The organism is Terrisporobacter petrolearius, from assembly GCF_020748185.1.
Lineage (GTDB): Bacteria > Bacillota > Clostridia > Peptostreptococcales > Peptostreptococcaceae > Terrisporobacter > Terrisporobacter petrolearius.
This window is the reverse complement of sequence record NZ_JAHZMO010000006.1, coordinates 121,781-138,540: the sequence shown is the minus strand read 5'-3', so window position 1 is coordinate 138,540 and position 16,760 is coordinate 121,781. Positions and strand designations below refer to the sequence as shown.

The window sequence follows — 16,760 nt, the reverse complement described above, 5'->3', positions numbered from 1 at the left end:
TTATTATTTTAACTCAATATACTTAAAAAAGCATAGTAAACTTAATTCTATTAAATTTACTATGCTTTCTTTTTAGTTCAAATTATCTATCTAATTCTTATTCTAAACCTTTTTCGTAATCTTCTCCACTTAATAAAGTATCTAATTCAGATGTATCTGACATTTTTACTTTACATATCCAAGCATCGTAAGGAGCTTCATTCACATACTCAGGTTCATCTTCTAATTTGTCTTCATTTATTTCAACTACTACTCCTGAAACTGGAGCTATTAAATCAGAAGCCACTTTTGATGATTCTATAACACCAAAAGACTCATCTTTTGTTAATTCATCATCTATTTCTGGCATTTCAACAAATAAAACTTCTCCTAATTGTTCTTGAGCAAAGTCACTTACTCCAATAAATGCAAATTCCCCTTCAACTTTTACCCAAGTATGTTTTGGAGAATATTTTAATCCTGCTACTGTACTCATATATTTTTTCTCCCCTAATATTTTTATTTAAATTACATTATTGGATCCATAGATAATGCTGGATGTCCTTTTTCTTCAAGGAATGCACAAACTCCTTCAGAATCATCAGCTATTGTTTCATCACAAATCATTTCGCTGAAGTTTTCTATTCCTACCATTTCTTTAACTGTTTGATCTAATTTATCAGCTACGAAATCTTTTAATTCTTTTGGCATCCAAACTATTCTTTCTGGTCCACCTTCAGTATAAGCAAATTTCTTTGAAGATATGAAATGTCTACCATGACCCATGAATCCTGGAGTTTGAACTCCACCACCAGTCATAGATGCAAGTTCACCGAAAGTCATACCAACAGGAGTTATTCCTGGGAACTCTCTATTTACTATAACTAATCCATTAGCTTCTGGCATAATACCACATATACATTCGAAGCATCCACAAGAAGTCATAGGATCTTCCATTATAGAGTAAAGAGTAACTTTCTCAACTGCACCTTGAGATATTTCGTTTACAGTTTCATTAACTGATTCCCAAATACCTTTCTTTTCATCTATACAATCACCTTTAGCTATTGGTTGACAAGGTCCTGTTGGGTTAAGTTCTTTAGTAGCTTTTGCATCTAACCAAGAAACTGCTCCACAAAGTCCTAATCTTTCAGGAGTAACTACACAAACGTGAGCTGGTGCGAATGATTGACACATGTTACAAGAATAGAAATCTTCAACACTTTCATCAACAAGTGATGCTAATCTATCATCTCTAGATTCATATTTAGCTAAAGCTTCAGCTTTTCTTTCATTAACTATTGCTTCATCAGTGATTATAGTAACTTCACATTTATCAACAACAGCTTCAAATTCATCTTTCATCATAGCATACATAACTTCACCTATATGCTCAAGAGTGAATCCTTTTTCAACAGCATCTTTAGATATTCTTACCCAAGACATATCCCTTTGGCCTACATGCATTAATCCTTCTATATAGTTCATAAAGTAGTGGAATCTTCTTTCAAGAACTGGTTCGAAATCTTCTTGCATTGCTTTACCTGCTACATTAACTACTATAGCAAGTGGCAATCTAGTAATTCCCTCTGCTAATTTATCTGGATCTATATTTTCACCTATAACTTCTATTTTGTGGTCTTCTATTTCTGCCATAGATTTAGCTATAACTAATTCCCAAGCAGGAGTTTTATTTCCACCAAATTCGTAAGCCATTTCAGCTTTTCTTATTCTTTCACCTTCGAAAGCTGCAGCGAATCCAACTGGTATAGGTATTTCAGTAACTTTTATTTTTATATTTCTAGCTTCTAATGAAGTAGCAACAAATTTATCATAATCTCTTTGAGTTAATAAGTTGCAAGGAACTTCAGTAACTACTTGGTCAGTTATAACTGGGAATCCAAGAGCTATAGCTCCAGCACCACAAGCAACTATTAATTCACTAAGTGGTCCAAATGCATTAACAAATGCAGGAACTCTCTTAGCTGTATATTCTAATAATTGGTTTAAATCACCTGGAGGAACAGCACCGAATATTAATGCAGCTCTTATAGCAACAGAAACAACGTGTATAACTGCTGTTACATCATATCCTAGAGGTATAACACGAAGTTCTACACTCATTTTTACTCCAGCTTCTATAGCTTGATCTATAACTTTTCCAACTAAGAAAGTCATTATACCCTTAGATTGGTAATCTTTAACTACTTTTGCTAATGTTTCAGCATCTGGGCATTCACCAAGAACAACTGCAACACCAGGTATATCTCCAGTAACTAGTGGTACACCTAGAGATCTTATTATAGGGTCAACTACGTGTCCTGCACATGGAGCTTCATATGGAGTTGGATTTAAAGCATATTTAACTGCTTCAACTATTTCAGCGGCTAAAGCTGTAGCTAAACCAGCATTTAAAGCTGTTTCTAGTAATGGTTTTTCTACTATTAAAGATTTTACTATTGCTAAAGCACCTTCTAAATCTGCTAAAGTAGCCATTTTTTTGCCTGTTGCAGCATATATACATGGAAGAGAATATGCTGTATCTGGAAATGCCACCGGACATTCTTTACCTTTTTCTGCTATTGCAGCTGTAAGTGCTCCGTTTGCTGCATCATATGCTTGGTTTGCACCTGTGTAGATTATGTTATATAAATTCACTTTTTTACTTCCCCCTTTTATGAATTATATGTTTATATTTAGGCTAAGCATTAGTTTTTGATGCCTAGCCATTTAAACCTAATTCTAATTTAAAATTCTAATTTTTATTATCCTTTATAATCAAAAGCTAAATCTTTTACTTCTAAGAAAGAGTCTGCATATAAGTTTGCATTTCTTATTATGTCGCAAGATTTTATAGTTTGCATTAATAACTCATCTAATGGGTTAACTATTGCAGAAGAGAATCCATTAGCCATAGCCATTGCTAACCAATTACTATCTAATATTGGTCTTATGTGTTTTGGACAACCATTAGATACGTTTGATAATCCTCCAGTAGTTTTTAATCCCATTTCAGTCATTTGTCTTATCGCATCTATAACATCCATTTGTTTGTCTTGCATTCCTTTTATAACTAGGCAAAGTGGGTCAAAGTATACATCTGTTTCTGGATCAATTCCAGCCATAGCAGCTGCTTCTATTAGCTCAGTACAATATCCCATACGTTGCTCATTGTCTGATGGTATACCTTCCTTAGCACATAATGCTATTATAGCTGCATCATATTCTCCAGCTACTTCCATTAAATGCATTCTATCTCCAGCATCAGCAGAGTTTATGATTGGTTTTCCATGAGTTCTATCATATACTTTTAATCCAGCTTCTAAAGCTGCAACGTTTGCTGTATCTAAAGCTAATGGAACATTATTTAATTCACTTTGAAGTAATTTAACTCCCCACTCCATTATTTCTGCTCCATCTCTTTCAGCTGGTCCTATGTTAAAATCTATAACATGAGCTCCTGCATCTAATTGCTCTATCGCTCTTTTTATTATTGGCTCTGGATTTCTTTCAGCTATAGCTTTTCTTATTGGTGGTGCTATACAGTGAATTCTTTCACCTATAATCATAAATTTTTCCATATTAATTTTATCCCCCTTAGATTTTATATGTTTATATAATTTTATTAATAAAATAAAACTTTATCTATTTTCCATATCTCTCTTTTAAGAATTTTGGAAGTTCCATAGCTTCTGGAGTACCAACTATAACATTCCAATCTGGTAAGTTATCTTGTATGTCTGCTTGTATAACAGCAACTTTACCTGGTATGATTAAGTCTCTGCTCTTAGTCATATCAGCTATACCACACTCTTTAACAAAATTTCCTATTACACTACCACCAAATTTACCAGCAGCCCAAGATGTAAGAACTGAATATCCACCAGCATCTGGTATTACTAACCAGCAAGGAACTTTAGATCTTTCAAGTTCACCAGTTACAACAAAGTAAGTTAATGCAAAGTCAACAGTTACTAAAACTGGAGAGTTCTCATCTGGGTTATTTATTGGATAAACTTTAGTTTCAACTCTCATTGGTTTTTGAGGGTCAGTAAATAAATTTTGTCTTAAAGCATATAGTGGTAATGCTTTTGCATAGTTTATGTCATCTATTACTATTATAGAACCGTATTTAACTGTAAATGCAGATGATAATGCAACTTCCATCATTTCATCTCCATTGGCTAATTTACTTACAAATACTATAGATGGATATCCGAAAGTTCTATCTTGTTCTTTTAATGCTGTTCTTCTTACTTGAACTGCATTAACATATGTATCTTTTACAGTTTCACCTGTTACATCAAGTATTAATTCTTTATATCCAGCTTTTTGAACTAATTCTGTTGTTTCATATAACTCTTCTAAGCTTGCAGCTTTTAGGCCTAGAGCTAAGTTATCACCTTTAACTACATCTATCATAGCTTCATAGTTATCTTTAGTTGCTCCAACTACTACTGGTTTTAATCCAGCAAGTGCTGCAACAGCTTCTTTAGCTACTTCAGCATCATCTACATTTAATATGAAAGCTACACTAGTTTCTGCTTTTAATTTATTTATTATATTTAAGAAATTTTCTTTATTATCACTGTAAGTAACACAAGCAAATTCAGCTTTCATTATTTCGCCGATTCTTTCATATTCTACAGCTTTTATATTAGCTATTTTAGCATCTACTTGTTCTTCAGTCATACAATCGCAAAATGCTATAGCATATCTATTTTTACTTACTAAAGTTTTTTCATGTCTAAATAATACAGTTTCTCCACCTAGAGTATATTCACTTTCTCCAGCTCCAACTTTTAAAGTTTTCATTGGAGGTGCAGTTGCCTCTGATAATTTTTGTATTGATTCATCAGACATATGTGGACATTTTTCAACCTCAACCGCTCCTGAAGCAACCTTCATAGAGAAAGCCATACAAGTTGGAAATCCACATTCTTTACAGTTTTTCTTTGGTGTTAATTTAAATATATCTAAAGCTTTTAGTGCCATTATTTTATCCCCCTAACCTTACAAATATTATTAAGCTAACTCGCTTATAAATGATTTTATAGTTTTTACTGATTCTGGATGACGAAGTATTACAGCGTCAGATCCGCCTACTAAAACAGCTGTTGCTGTAGAAACTTCCATTGCTATACTTCTCTTTTCACTGCATCCCCATTCTGGTTGATCTGCTTCATCAGCTATAGCCTCTTTAACATGACCAACTTCAAAAGAAACCGGTGTAACTATTGGTATTTGTAATTGCTTATCATTTTGGTTGAAAGCAGCAAGTCTTATTCTATCTATTGTAGATGCAACATACTCATATCCATATCCAACAGCTGAACACCCAATGTTCATAACTATATTTTCAGGTTTAACACCTAATTGAGTTAGCAAAACATTCATTTGTTTAGCTAAGTTTATATCAACAGCTGATTCTGCTCCAACTTTTTGACCATAAGCCAATCCTGCCGCAGCACCTACTTCTTTGTAGTTATCTTCAACTGCAGATAATATTAAAACATTTTTGCCTTCTAAAGCTTCTGCAACTTTAGCAAATAATTTACCATCTTTTTCAGCAACACCACATCCTGCAACTACTAAAGGTAAGTCTATTGCGTCAGCAACTTTTTTAGCTACTTCTGCACATTCTTCAGGAGACTTATCATCAGCGTTAGGATCTGCTCCAACAAATCTTAAGCATATAAAATCTGCTTCTGAATTATCTTGAACATATTTTGCCCAAGCAGCAGGGTCATTTGCTACATCTTTGTACATTTCTTTGTAGCTATCAATCCAAGTTTCTGGATATACGTCATTTATCTCAATCCCTACTTTTTGAATATTACCTGTATCACCATCAAAGCTATAGAATGGTAATACATTCTCTCCACCTAGCGTTATAGCTTTTTCTCCTGTTCCTATTACTACTTCACTTATTTTTCCAGAACTCTTTTGAACAGACATTTTAAATGCCATATTTTTTTCCCCCTTAAGCCTATTTTAATTCTAATTTTGCCACTATACTCTCCATGGCTAATCTAGATTTTGATTCCTTTGGTAATTTCACTAATGGAATTCCATCTGAATCATATTTATATATTAATTCATCTAAAGGTACAACACCTAGAAGATCTAAATTATGCATATTAATTTCTTCTTTTACACCATTACTTAATATGCCCTCTGGAGCTTTATTTACTATAAGATAAACTTTTCCAACACTTAAATTTAATTCCTTAGCTAAGTCTCTAATTCTTGCAACAGCTTGAATACTTCTTCTTGAACAATCGCTAACTAATAATAAAGTGTCTATATGTTTAGTTGTCTTCCTACTTAGATGTTCCATCCCTGCTTCATTATCAGTAATAACATAATTGTACTGACCAGAAATCTGTTTAACTTGTTCTCTTAGTATTCCATTTACGAAGCAATAACACCCTTCGCCTTCAGATCTACCCATTACTAACAAGTCATATCCGTTTCCTTCTACCAATATAGAATTTAACTTCCATTGCAAAAATTGAGCTTTTGTCATACCTCCAGGAAATGAATTTCCTTTTTTTTCAGTCATATTAGCTTCTTCTCTAATTTGACCTATAGTTTCATCAACTTCAACACCTAATACTTCATTAATGTTAGCATTGGCATCAGCATCAACTACTAAAATCGGTTTTTTATTTTCTTTCAATAATATATCTATCAAAAGCCCTGTAAGACTTGTTTTGCCAGTTCCACCTTTTCCTGCTACTGCTATGTTATAACTCATTTTAGGATTTCCCCCTTAATATGCCTAAGCAGAGCTTTTACTCTATTACTTAGCTTATAAAGATGATGGTACTGAGTGAACACATTCTCCATGAATATCATGTAATGCTTCCATAATACCTTCTGATAAGCTTGGATGTGCGTGTATTACTCTTCCTACATCTTTAGCTTTTAGACCTAAACCTACTGCTAGAGATAATTCAGTTAATAGGTCTGTACAGTGAGGTCCTACTAGAGTTGCCCCTATTATTACATCGTCTTTATCAACTAATATTTTGATAAATCCTTGTATTTTTCCTATAGCTTTAGCTTTACCTAAACCTCTAAAATCAAATTTACCAACATGATATTCTACACCTTCAGCTTTTAATTCATCTTCAGTTTTTCCTACACCTGCTACTTCAGGTTCTGTATATACACAACTTGGGATAGATTTATAATTAACAGTTTCGCCATTTCCTTTTACTGCATTTTCTGCAGCTACCATACCTTCAGCAGATGCAACGTGTGCAAGCATTGCTCCTGGTATAATATCACCTATAGCGTAAACACCTTCAAGATTTGTTTCCATGTATTCATTTACTTCAATGAATCCTCTATCAGTCATTTTAACACCAGCTTCAGCTACACCAGAGTTAGCCAAGTTTGGTTTTCTTCCTGTACAAAGTAATACTACTTCTGCTTGTAAAGATTTGCCGTTATTTAAGTTAAGTTTAACTATGTCATCACTAACTTCAAAGCTATCAGTTGCAACGTTACACATAACTTTTATTTTGTCTTTCTTGAATTGTCTTGCAAGAGCTTTAGCACCATCAGAATCCATTCTTCCTAATATTTGTGGAAGAACTTCTACTATCGTAACTTTTGTTCCTAGTGAAGAATAGAATTGACCTATTTCAGATCCTATAACTCCACCACCTATTATAACCATAGATTTTGGTAGCTTTTCTAAACTCAATACCTCATCAGAAGTTATAACATTTTTACCATTGTATGGCATAAACGGAAATACTGTAGGTATAGAACCGTTAGCTAATATTATTTTATCAGCTTTAACTTCCTCTACACTTCCATCATCCTTAGTAACTTCTATAGTGTTTTTGTCAATTAGTTTTCCAAATCCATCTATTTTTTTAACTCCTCTTTTATCGAAAAGGAATTGGATTCCTGCAACTAATTCATCTGTTATTTTTTGTTTTCTAGCTACTATAGCTTGAAAATCAGGTTTAACTTCACCTTCAACATTTATTCCAAAAGATTTTGCTTCTTGAACTGTTCTTAATACATCACTAGAAGCTAATAATGCTTTAGTAGGTATACATCCTACATTTAAGCAAGTTCCTCCTAGTCTACTTTTTTCTATTACTGTTACTTCAGCACCAAGCATAGCTGCTTTTAAAGCTGCTACATATCCTCCTGGGCCACCACCAACTACTGCAACTTTCATGTTCAATCCCCCATTTAACTTAAAATAAAATTTTTATAACCCTGCTTCGTCTAATATTTTTGGAACATTTTCTTCTGCACCAATTGCCATTATATGTACTCCATCACATAGATTTTCTTCTTTAAGTTGTTTAATGAACTCACCAGCCATCTTAATACCTTCTTGTACATAATTGCCTTTACCTGCTGCTTTTAATCTTTCTATTTGATCATCTGGAACAAATATGCCAGGAACATTTGCTGTCATAAATTTAGCCATTCCAGGTGATTTTAATGGAACTATACCAGCCATGATTTTACAATCCATATCCTTAGTAAGTTCTCTAAATTTTCTCATATGTTCTATATCATAAACTGCTTGAGTTTGGAAAAATTTAGCTCCAGCATTTATTTTCTTCTGCATTTTTAATAATTGTACTTCTATTGGATCATATTCAGGTGTAACACAAGCTCCTAAGTAGAAGTTTGTTTTTCCTTGTAATTCAAGTCCCACACTATCTGTACCTGCATTTAAAGTAGAAGCTGTTTTTAATATACCTACAGAATCTAAATCAAACACTGGTTTAGCCTGTGGATGGTCACCTACACTTGTATGGTCACCTGTTAAAGCTAATAAGTTGTCTATACCTAATACACCAGCAGAAAGCATTTCACCTTCTATTGCGATTCTATTTCTATCTCTACCAGTCATTTGTATTACTGGCTCTAATCCTATATCTTTTAACAATTTACATGTAGCTAGAGAAGTTGCTCTCATTACAGCAGATTGGAAATCTGTTACGTTTGCAGCATGAACTCTTCCTACACATAATTTAGCACATTCTAGTAAGTGAGAAAGGTCCGTACCTTTTGGTGGTGCCATCTCTGCAGTTACAGCGAATTCTCCTCTTTCAAATGCTTCTTGTAACTTACTCATGAAAATAATCCCCCTTTATTTACCTAACTTTTAAGCTTCAGCTTCAGCTTTTCTATTTGCGTTGTGTCTTCTTGGATTTAATTGTTTAGAATAATCTTTTGGAGCTCTTACTTCTAATAAGTTATCTAGTTGATTTAAATCCTTAAGTCTTTCATAGATTTTTACCCATGCACAATCATTGTCTGGATCAACTTCACATTTACCATTTTTAGCTCCGCCACATGCACCATTTATTAGGCCTTTAGCACACATAGTAACTGGACAAATTCCTCCAGTCCAACCAAGTTCACATTCTCCACATGCCTTACATGCTTCTTCAAATTGACCAACTCTTTCAACTTCACCTATAAATAAAGTGTTATTAGCTGGGTAAACAGGAATATTTTGTTTTTTAGTATTTTTTACAATAGTTTGAGTTCCATCTCCACATGCTAATGATAATATTGCATCAGCATCTTTTAACTCATCTTTTAATGATTTGAATTCTTTCTTACCTAGTAACAAGTTACAAGCTGTATCTGGAAGAAGACATCCCAATACTTCTTTTCCTTCAGCTTCTAATAAAGCTCTCATTTCTTGTATTTCAGGTTCACCACCAGTTTTACTAGCAGCTGCACATTGGTTACATCCTACTAATATAACCTTTTTAGCATCTTTTAAAAATCCTAATATTTCAGCCATTGGTTTTCTATCAGATATTACCATAGATATTTTCCCCCCAAAGTTTTCTATTTCAAATACATTTGTGTCTAATTACTTGTTGTTTTGTTGTTTACATGCTTTTATCACATGTTTAGCAAGTATAGAAGTTGTTACTGAACCAACACCCGCTGGAACTGGAGTTACCATTGATGCTTTTCCTACAACATCATCAGTATCAACATCTCCGCAAATTCCTCCACCTTCAGGTTTAGCATTTATACCAACATCTATTACAACTGCACCTTCTTTAACATACTCAGCTTTAACCATTCTCGCTCTACCAACACCTGCAACTAAAACATCTGCATTAGCACAAACTTTTGGTAAATCTTTAGTTTTTGAATGACAAATTGTAACTGTAGCATTTTCACCTAGTAATAACATTGATACTGGTTTACCAACTACCATTGATCTACCTAGAACAACTACATTAGCCCCTTTTAGCGATACATTATAATGTTTTAATATTTCAACCACTGCTGTTGGAGTACATGGAGGGAATCCAGTCTTGTCTCCTTCCATAAGTTTTGCTGTATTCATTGGACTAAAGCAATCAACATCCTTTTCTGGTGCTATAACATTTTTTATTACTTCTTCATCTATACCTTCTGGTAATGGTCTAAAAGTTAATATCCCGTGCACTGAAGCATCCTTATTTAACTTTTCTAATACTTCTATATATTTTTCTTGAGTTGTTCCATCTGGTAACTCAGTAACTTCTGCTGTAATTCCTATTGTTTCACATTTTTTAAGAGCGCCCTTTTCATATGAAAGGTCATTAGGCTTAGCACCAACTCTTAAAATAGCTAATTTAGGTTGTATACCATCTTTAACCAAGGCTTCACACTCACCTTTTAACACTTCGCTAAGTGCATCTCCAACTGGCTTACCTTTAATTATCTCTCCCACTCTACTTTTCCTCCCACATTTATTAAGATTGTTTTCCGTTTGTCCTTAATTAAATTATATACTTATCTTATTATTTTCGCTTTTATATAAATAGTTTTGTATAAAAATATATTATAATTCTGAAGCTATAATATATTTTTATGTTATTAGTTTAACCTGAAAATTCTTATCCTAAAGCAATTAATACTTTTTGATATACTTCATCACAAATTTTAACACCATCTTGTACTAATTGATTACATTCTGTTTCTATTTTCCCTGCATATTCTCTGTCTTTCATTGAATTAACATTAATTATTACATTCAATTGACCTGATAATATAGCAGCTCTTAAACATTGAACTCCGCATCCCACGTCACTTATAGCAAGCTTAGAGCCTTTATCAACAAGTTCTTCATGTAGTTTTATAGAGTCGAAGCATAATCTTACTATATTCATAGGTACTTCACATGCAACTTTTAAACATTTTTCCATTGTTTCAGATTTATATTGCTTTTCTTCTTCAGTAGAAGTTGGAAGACCATATGCTTTTGATAATGGATAAAATCCTTCTGCATCTTTATCTATCATAGATAAAAGTTCTTCTTCTAACTTTGCTGCTTTAGCTAGTATTTCTTGAATAGTTTCTTCATACTGAGCATACTTTTTCTTTCCAGTAGTTAAATTACAAACCATACTTCCTAGAGCCATCCCTATTGCTCCAGCAAGTGCAGCGGCTCCTCCGCCTCCTGGTACAGCAGATTTAGAAGCTAATACTTCAATAAAATCTACACAACTTTTTTGCGCTATTTTTTCCATAAAGATTTATGCCTCCTTAAATTATTCAAGGTTAGTTAGAAGGTAGTGCACAAAATAGTATTGTGCACCACTTCTTTATATTTATATGTTTAAAGATTAATTTTCAATTTTATAATTCTAGAATAATCCTGAAATTACTCCATTTTCATCAACATCTATTCTTTCTGCAGCTGGGCGTTTTGGAAGTCCTGGCATCTTCATTATTTCTCCAGTAAGAGCAACAACAAATCCTGCACCTGCAGAAACAGTTACTTGTCTAACTGTAATTTTAAATCCAGTAGGTCTACCTAATACATTAAGATCATCAGTTAAAGAATATTGTGTTTTAGCCATACATACTGGCATATTTCCAAATCCTAAACCTTCTAATCTAGTTAGTTCCTTTTTAGCTTGAGGAGTAAAGTTAACTCCATCAGCTCCATATATTTTAGTAGCTATCGCTTCTATTTTTTCTACTAATGTTAAATCGTCTTCATAGCAGAATTGGAATTCATTTGGTTGATCACAAAGTCTTACTACTTCTTTAGCTAATTCAATTCCACCTTCTCCACCTTTAGCCCATACTTGAGATAAAGCAACGTTAACACCTAATTCTTGACATTTAGCTCTAACTAATTCAACTTCTGCTTGAGTATCAGTTGGGAATTCATTTATAGCAACTACTGCTGGTAATTTATAAACTTGAGTTATATTTTCAACGTGTTTTAATAAGTTTGGTATACCAGCTTCTAGAGCTTCTAAGTTTTCATTATTTAATTGATCTTTTGGAACTCCACCATTATATTTAAGTGCTCTAACTGTAGCAACTATTATAACAGCATCTGGTTTTAAGTTAGCCATTCTACATTTTATATCTAAGAATTTTTCAGCACCAAGGTCAGCACCAAATCCTCCCTCAGTAACAACGTAGTCTGCGAAGTGCATAGCCATTCTTGTAGCTATAACAGAGTTACATCCATGAGCTATATTAGCAAATGGCCCTCCATGTACAAAAGCAGGTGTTCCCTCTAAAGTTTGAACTAAGTTTGGTTTTAAAGCATCTTTTAATAATGCAGCCATAGCTCCATTAGCTTTTAATTGTTCAGAAGTTACTGGTTGACCTTCAAAGTTATAACCAACAACTATTCTTCCTAATCTAGCCTTTAAGTCCATAATATCACTTGCTAAACAGAAAGCAGCCATTACTTCTGAAGCAACTGTAATATCAAATCCATCCTCTCTTGCAACACCATCAGCTCTAGATCCTAATCCATCAACTACGTTTCTTAATTGTCTATCATTCATGTCTACGCATCTTCTCCAAGTAATGGTTCTACTATCAATTCCTAATTCATTCCCTTGATGAATATGGTTATCTAATATTGCAGCTAATAAGTTGTTAGCAGCACCTATAGCATGGAAATCACCAGTAAAGTGTAAGTTTATGTCTTCCATTGGTACAACTTGAGCATATCCACCACCTGCTGCACCACCTTTGATACCAAATACTGGTCCCAAAGAAGGTTCTCTTAATGCAACAAGTACATTTTTTCCTAATTTATTTAATCCATCAGCAACACCTATAGTAGTAGTTGTTTTTCCTTCTCCTGCTGGAGTAGGGTTTATAGCTGTAGTTAATATTAACTTAGCTTTTTTACCACCATTGTCTTTTTTCAATAGATTATAATCTACTTTAGCTTTGTACTTACCATATAACTCTAAGTCGTCCTCTGTTAAACCTAATTTTTTACCTATTTCTCTAATATCTAGAGGTTTTGCTTCTTGAGCAATTTCAATATCTGATTTAAATCCCATAACTATTCCTCCCACAGTTTTTATAATAAGCAGTAAAAGCATATTTTTATGTACTATTACTGTTTTAAGCTTACTTTATCAATTTTTAACTGTTCTGATTCTTTATTTCAACTAGTCTATTTTTAATAGCTTTTATCTCATTTCTAGTTGCTTCACTTATATCGTAAGGAGATTGGTTTGCTCTATCTGAATCAATCACTTGCTGATTATAATGAATAAACCCTAAAGCTTCCCCATCTTCAAGATTACCCTTTATAAACTCAATATCTTGTTCGTCTCTCATTTTATTTCCAACTACATATACTTTTTTAACACCTATATCATTACCTAGTTTTTTAACTTTTCTATAGGTTTGTAAACTTCTTTCACCAGGTTCAACTACTACTATAAATGCATCAACACCTTGAGCAGTACCTCTTCCTAAATGTTCAATTCCTGCTTCCATATCCATTACAACTACATCGTTGTTTTGTAATATTAGATGTGAGCATAATCTTTTTAATAAGACATGCTCTGGACATACACATCCAGATCCTCCTGTATCAACAGTACCTAGTGTTAACAGTCCTACTCCATTATGTTCTTTACAATATTTTTGTGGAATATCATCAACTTTTGGATTTAATTTAAACATTTTATTAAAAGTACCCTCGCTAGTTGCAGTTCTTTCTGATACTAATTTTTTCATTTCAGATATTGGTACAATTGATTCATAAACATCCTTTGGAAAACCTAATGCTAAAGCTAGATTGGCATCTGGATCTGCATCAACAGCCACAACTCTAAAGCCTTCATCTGCAAACATTCTTGCTATCATTGAGGAAAAAGTTGTTTTACCTACTCCACCTTTCCCTGTTATTGCTATTTTCATATTCCCCTTCATCTCCCGTCCTTAGTGTATTGTCTCAAATTTAATAAAAAGCTAGTTTTTACCTGAATATATATGTAGTTAGTTTATTGTTAATTGAATATTAACAATAAACTAACTTTTATTAACTTAATTTTGTAGATTATTTATTACTCAGCAGCTACTCCTGCTAATCTTTTGTTTAAAACTCTTTCTTGATATAACTCTTCAAATGCTGGACGTTTAGATTCTATGTCATCCATTATCATTTTAGCTAATTCTACTGGATCTTCGTTAACAAAGAAGCAAGCTCCTACTTGATCTTTTAATCCACCACATAATAATTCAACAGCTCTAGAAGAACCTGTTACTGGTGGCATAACACCTAAGAAAGTATCTATACCAGAAGATACAACATAAGTACCTATAGCTATTGCTTTTTCTGACATCCACTCTGGAGCACATCCAGCAACTGGTAAATCAGAGATATCCATATCACAAGCATTTGCTACTAGTGAACAAACATTCAGTATACGAGAGTTATCAACACAAGATCCTAAATGTATTACAGGAGGTATATCAACTAATTCACAAACTGTTGCCAAACCTTTTCCCGCGTATTTAGGAGCATTTTCTTTTAACATCAAACCATTCTTAGCAGCTGCAGAAGCACCACATCCTGTAGTTACTACTAAGAAATCGTTTTTGATTAATTCTTTTATTATAGTTAAATGGTTATAGTTAGTTGGAGTTTTAGCATTGTTACATCCAACAACACCTACAACCCCTCTTATTACTCCAGATGCAAGAACATCTACTAATGGTTTTAATGTATCCATTTCATCTATTTGTGTATTAACAACATTATTTAATTGTCCTACTATAGCTTCTTCAGCATATCCAACCATACCTTCTGATTTTAAATCTGGAACTAAAACTTTAGATGCATCTCTATTTTTAAAGTTCATTATAGCTTCTCTTACTATTGTTTTAGCATCTGCCATAGCTGTATCTTCATGGAATTCCATATGTGTAGCTCCAGTTATTCTAGCTTTTGGAGATGTAGTTATAAATTTAGTATGATAATGACTAGATAATTCAGGTAAAGCTGGGAATATACATTGTACGTCAACTATCATAGCTTCAACAGCACCAGTTATTATAGCCAATTCTTGTTGATGGAAGTCACCAGCTATTTTAACACCATGTCTCATTGTTAATTCATTACCTGTACAACATATTCCAGATAATGTTATTCCATCAGCTCCAACTTCTTTAGCTAATTCTTGCATTTCTGGTAATTCAGAAGCTGCAACTATCATTTCTGATAATGTTGGCTCATGTCCATGTAATATTATGTTTACGTTGTTTCCTGCTAATACATTTAAGTTAGCTTCTGTATGAACTGGTTTTGGAGTTCCAAATAATATATCAGAAATCATTGTACCTATCATAGATCCTGCCCAACCATCTGCCATTGAACATCTCATTGACATATGTATTAGAGAGTCTAAGTCAGCTGTACATCCTATATGAGTTGAATGCATTACTGTAGCTATTTCTCTATCTATAGCTCTTGGTTCTATTCCTAACTTATGCCATAATTCTTGTCTTACTTTTGGAGCTCTCTTTAATAATTTTGATACACCAAATGGCTTACCAAATTCCATTAAACATACTTCAGCTACTTCATGAGCTAATTCATATATATCTTTACCTTCAGGATCAACATCCATAAATTTAGCGAATTCTATTAATTTTTGAGGTTCTTTAACTTGATAATCTCCTCCTGGGCAAGTTAAAGCTAATGTATGAGTTATATCTCTAGCATGATCTGAATGGGCAGCAGTACCAGCAGCACACATTCTTGCAAAGTTTCTACCTACTATAGTATGTTCATCAGCTCCACAAAGTCCTCTTGGAGTCTTTGCACTTATTCTACATGGTCCCATACCACAGTTTCTACAACATACACCTTGAAGACCGAAACCACATTGAACTTTGTATCCTAATTTTCTTTTATACATAGTTTCAACGCCATCTTTTTCTGCCTTCTCTAACATTACCTTACTATTTAAGTCCACTGTCATATTTTGCATTTGCTCAAGAACGTTAATATCTTTTTTTTCCATATTCTTTTTCCCCTCTTTGTAATTTTTTAACCCTATTTTTTGAAACAACAAAAAGATGCCTTAGTTATATATTTCAATATATTTAAAAAAATATATGATAAACAAAATTATTAGGAAATAATTTCCCTAATTTAAAAAAATTATTTTTTTCACAAGCATAGATATAATTTGTTATATTCACATAACATTAAACGCATAACTATCTACCGCTCTTATACAATTTTAAAAAGATCGTTCTTTATTAATTAATTATTTGAAATTATTTTGTCGATGGAAATTTAGATTAGAACATAAGATTAGATTTATCACCATTTATTTTCCATTTTTTTCATTTAGTCGCTTTAATTAGATTATATATTAATTTACTTGAATTGTATACCGATTTACATTTTAAAAATACCATTTATTATCATTCTTTTTTTAATTTCCTTTATAGAATAATGATTTTTTTCTTTCATAAACATTCTCTTTTTACAA

The 16,760-nt window shown here is 33.0% G+C and carries 14 protein-coding genes; all 14 read right to left on the bottom strand.

Annotated elements, in window-relative coordinates; all coding sequences use genetic code 11:
• Positions 1 to 97: 97 nt before the first annotated feature.
• Positions 98 to 475 carry a glycine cleavage system protein GcvH gene (gene gcvH / locus K0040_RS05860; RefSeq protein ID WP_228107990.1) on the bottom strand — a complete coding sequence of 126 codons (378 nt, stop codon included), beginning with the start codon at positions 473 to 475 and terminating at the stop codon, positions 98 to 100.
• Between the two features lie 32 nt (positions 476 to 507).
• Positions 508 to 2,637, bottom strand: coding sequence for an acetyl-CoA decarbonylase/synthase complex subunit alpha/beta (acsB, locus tag K0040_RS05855; RefSeq protein WP_228107989.1), 2,130 nt, complete (start codon positions 2,635 to 2,637; stop codon positions 508 to 510).
• Between the two features lie 107 nt (positions 2,638 to 2,744).
• Positions 2,745 to 3,560, bottom strand: coding sequence for a carbon monoxide dehydrogenase/acetyl-CoA synthase methytransferase subunit (gene acsE, locus K0040_RS05850; protein WP_228107988.1), 816 nt, complete (start codon positions 3,558 to 3,560; stop codon positions 2,745 to 2,747).
• Positions 3,561 to 3,624: 64 nt separating this feature from the next.
• Complete coding sequence (gene acsC, locus K0040_RS05845) at positions 3,625 to 4,974, bottom strand: acetyl-CoA decarbonylase/synthase complex subunit gamma (protein ID WP_228107987.1); 1,350 nt, start codon at positions 4,972 to 4,974, stop codon at positions 3,625 to 3,627.
• A 30-nt stretch (positions 4,975 to 5,004) separates the two neighbouring features.
• Positions 5,005 to 5,949: an acetyl-CoA decarbonylase/synthase complex subunit delta gene (gene acsD, locus K0040_RS05840; RefSeq protein ID WP_228107986.1), complete on the bottom strand. Its 945-nt coding sequence runs from the start codon at positions 5,947 to 5,949 to the stop codon at positions 5,005 to 5,007.
• Positions 5,950 to 5,968: 19 nt separating this feature from the next.
• Positions 5,969 to 6,739: an ATP-binding protein gene (locus K0040_RS05835; RefSeq protein ID WP_228107985.1), complete on the bottom strand. Its 771-nt coding sequence runs from the start codon at positions 6,737 to 6,739 to the stop codon at positions 5,969 to 5,971.
• A 54-nt stretch (positions 6,740 to 6,793) separates the two neighbouring features.
• On the bottom strand, positions 6,794 to 8,185 hold the full coding sequence (lpdA, locus tag K0040_RS05830; protein WP_228107984.1) for a dihydrolipoyl dehydrogenase: 1,392 nt from the start codon (positions 8,183 to 8,185) through the stop codon (positions 6,794 to 6,796).
• A gap of 33 nt (positions 8,186 to 8,218) precedes the next feature.
• Positions 8,219 to 9,100: a methylenetetrahydrofolate reductase gene (locus tag K0040_RS05825; protein ID WP_228107983.1), complete on the bottom strand. Its 882-nt coding sequence runs from the start codon at positions 9,098 to 9,100 to the stop codon at positions 8,219 to 8,221.
• Between the two features lie 30 nt (positions 9,101 to 9,130).
• Positions 9,131 to 9,805, bottom strand: coding sequence for a methylenetetrahydrofolate reductase C-terminal domain-containing protein (locus K0040_RS05820; protein ID WP_228107982.1), 675 nt, complete (start codon positions 9,803 to 9,805; stop codon positions 9,131 to 9,133).
• A gap of 48 nt (positions 9,806 to 9,853) precedes the next feature.
• A complete protein-coding gene (locus K0040_RS05815; protein WP_228107981.1) occupies positions 9,854 to 10,711 on the bottom strand; it encodes a bifunctional 5,10-methylenetetrahydrofolate dehydrogenase/5,10-methenyltetrahydrofolate cyclohydrolase in 858 nt (285 codons plus the stop codon).
• Positions 10,712 to 10,877: 166 nt separating this feature from the next.
• Positions 10,878 to 11,510 carry a cyclodeaminase/cyclohydrolase family protein gene (locus tag K0040_RS05810; protein ID WP_228107980.1) on the bottom strand — a complete coding sequence of 211 codons (633 nt, stop codon included), beginning with the start codon at positions 11,508 to 11,510 and terminating at the stop codon, positions 10,878 to 10,880.
• Positions 11,511 to 11,627: 117 nt separating this feature from the next.
• A complete protein-coding gene (locus tag K0040_RS05805; RefSeq protein WP_228107979.1) occupies positions 11,628 to 13,304 on the bottom strand; it encodes a formate--tetrahydrofolate ligase in 1,677 nt (558 codons plus the stop codon).
• An 85-nt stretch (positions 13,305 to 13,389) separates the two neighbouring features.
• Positions 13,390 to 14,175 carry an ATP-binding protein gene (locus K0040_RS05800; protein ID WP_228107978.1) on the bottom strand — a complete coding sequence of 262 codons (786 nt, stop codon included), beginning with the start codon at positions 14,173 to 14,175 and terminating at the stop codon, positions 13,390 to 13,392.
• A gap of 146 nt (positions 14,176 to 14,321) precedes the next feature.
• The gene (cooS, locus tag K0040_RS05795; protein WP_228107977.1) at positions 14,322 to 16,283 is read right to left on the bottom strand and encodes an anaerobic carbon-monoxide dehydrogenase catalytic subunit; all 1,962 of its coding nucleotides are present in this window, start codon (positions 16,281 to 16,283) and stop codon (positions 14,322 to 14,324) included.
• Positions 16,284 to 16,760 lie beyond the last annotated feature (477 nt).